Origin of the sequence: Arenibacter sp. F20364 (genome assembly GCF_023015905.1) — a bacterium.
Taxonomy (GTDB): domain Bacteria; phylum Bacteroidota; class Bacteroidia; order Flavobacteriales; family Flavobacteriaceae; genus Arenibacter.
Map to the genome: position 1 here is coordinate 1 of NZ_JALKBD010000087.1, position 2,284 is coordinate 2,284.

Genomic DNA, 2,284 nt, shown 5'->3' on the forward strand with positions numbered 1-2,284 from the left:
TCAAATCAATTAGATTTGCGAATATAGTTCGTGACCATGTAGTAGCTATACATGCAATACTAAATCACTATTTTTTGAATTGGCGGGAATAGTCCTATAAATCGGCCCATAAAGAAAGCGAATAAATAAAGTTGGTGTAGTGCCAAAATTGGTTCTTTTTAGAGAACTATGCTAAAACTAGAAATTAAGGCTTAATTTATTCAAGGGAATGCCTAAAATTACGACCAATTTAAAAAATCAATCCAATGTATTGCGAAACTTGAACTGGGTCTTGCAAATCTTTACTTTTTAAACGGAACATTTTGTCCTATTTTAGGGATAAGGCCAATTTGAGCTAAAAAATGAGATTTAAAGCACTCCACCTCGAAACGATGATGAACTTACAAGTGCAATCCAAAAGGAACAATTCGTTTTTAATGGACTAACCAAAAAAGTAAGTCTCTGTATTGGGTAAAAATCAATCCACTGACTTCAAAACTACAGTTCACAATTTTTAATTTTAAAACATGACCTTTTTTTTCATTATTGCAGTATTATTTAATCCACAATTTTTTAATATGAAGAAAATTATTACAGCATTCAAATATGCCACGGCAATTAGTCTATTAGTTAATATTTTAGGGATTATCTTGGGGAGCTTATTAACTAATACAAATAATGCATTATCGGATTATAAGGAGGTGGGACCGGTTTTTATAATCATTGTTTTAATCCCATGTTTTTTCTATTTTTCACTTTCCAAAAAGAAATTGATAATTTGAAGATTTTGACGGAGTCTTTTGTCAAAGCCGGGGCCGTATCATTTAGCATAGTGGACTTGCAACAAAAAAGTGGATATTTAGATAAGAGTCATGCTGCTGTTTTTTGATTATATATTTCCAATTCAAATTCCTCTATGGTTTTATACCCCAAAGTGGAGTGCATCCTTCTTCTGTTGTACCAAGTTTATATACATTGAAAAACAGATAGCTCGGCTTCCGATCTAAGGCCATAACTATGTTTATAGACCCATTCTACCTTTAAGCTCTTAAAAAATGATTCAGCCACTGCATTGTCCCAACAATTACCTTTTCTGCTCATACTTTGTTTTATAAGGCCGTTGTGATTTTTCAGCATATCGGTAAATCCATGACTGGCATATTGAGATCTCCTATCGGAATGAAATATCAGTTCTTTAGTAATGTCAATTGATCTGGCGGCCATATTCCGAGCAGGGATTATTGTATCGTCCGTACTTAAGGTTTCGCCCATCGACCACCCCACGACCTTTCTATGGGACAGATCGATGATTACAGTCAGATACACCCATCCCTGTTTAGTTTCTATATAGGTAATATCGGACACCTAGGCCTGGTTCTTTCTAAAGACCGTAAAGTTCTGGTTCAAAATATTGCGGGCCACTGGATAGTTGTGTTCGCTGTCCGTTGTAATCTTGAACCTGCGCTTTCTTCTGGCAAACAGATTATTGGCCCTCATTATCCTGGCGACTCTAGGTCTGGAAACTAGATATCCCTTTTTTGAGAGCTCCTCTTTAATCCTTAGTGCCCCATAGCTCCCAAAACTATCTTTGAAAACATCATGGATGAGTGGTGGGCTATAAACGATTTCGGAAGATTTATTAAAATACGAGCAATCCAACCCCTTTATCCCAAACAGTACGATATCACACTATATACTAATTGAATTATCTTTTTCGGATTTATCGCCAAAGATTTTCTTTCTGTGATTAATGCCCCAATTCTGCAATTCCAAAATAACTTTTTTTAACGTTTTAGAATGTTCTGTAGGTGTATATTTTGTTCTGACAGGAAAACCATTTAAAACAGTTCTAATAATCAACTGGTTTTCTTCCATATCTTTCAATTCCTTTGACAAAACTTTGGTACTTAACTTTGGAATACTCCGTTCTATCTCTCTAAAGTGCTTGTTGCCTTCCCAAATTGAAATTAGGATCAAAAGTTTCCATTTCCCACCTATTACATCTAAAGTGTCCCTTACCGGTAACAAAGCGGACATACACTCTTTGTGTTCTTTTTTTTTCATCTCATTTAATTCAATGGTTACCTAAAGGTAACTGGTTACAAATAGGTAACTGATTACTAATAGTAATCAAAAATAATTAATTTTGCTGTATTACTAAAAAAAGCCATCGAAAAATGAAAAACAAGATTCTTACAGTTTTATGTATCCTATTCGGATTAATGATGATTAATTCAGGATTAAACAAATTCTTCAACTATATGCCTATGCCTGAAATGTCTGAAGAAATGATGCAAATTATGGG

1 protein-coding gene and 1 pseudogene are annotated in these 2,284 nt (G+C 34.3%); both read right to left on the reverse strand.

The annotated features are described in order from the left end of the window. Window positions 1-849 precede the first annotated feature (849 nt). A pseudogene (locus MWU84_RS23750) lies at window positions 850-1,587 on the reverse strand (IS3 family transposase); the annotation flags it as partial. An 81-nt stretch (window positions 1,588-1,668) separates the two neighbouring features. Then, the gene (locus MWU84_RS23755) at window positions 1,669-2,043 is read right to left on the reverse strand and encodes a helix-turn-helix domain-containing protein (protein ID WP_246906488.1); all 375 of its coding nucleotides are present in this window, start codon (window positions 2,041-2,043) and stop codon (window positions 1,669-1,671) included. Between the last annotated feature and the right edge of the window lie 241 nt (window positions 2,044-2,284).

What these genes read in the sequence shown, in the direction of transcription:
- MWU84_RS23755 (WP_246906488.1), bottom strand. Translation starts at nt 2,043, where the DNA reads ATGAAAAAAAAAGAACACAAAGAGTGTATGTCCGCTTTGTTACCGGTA.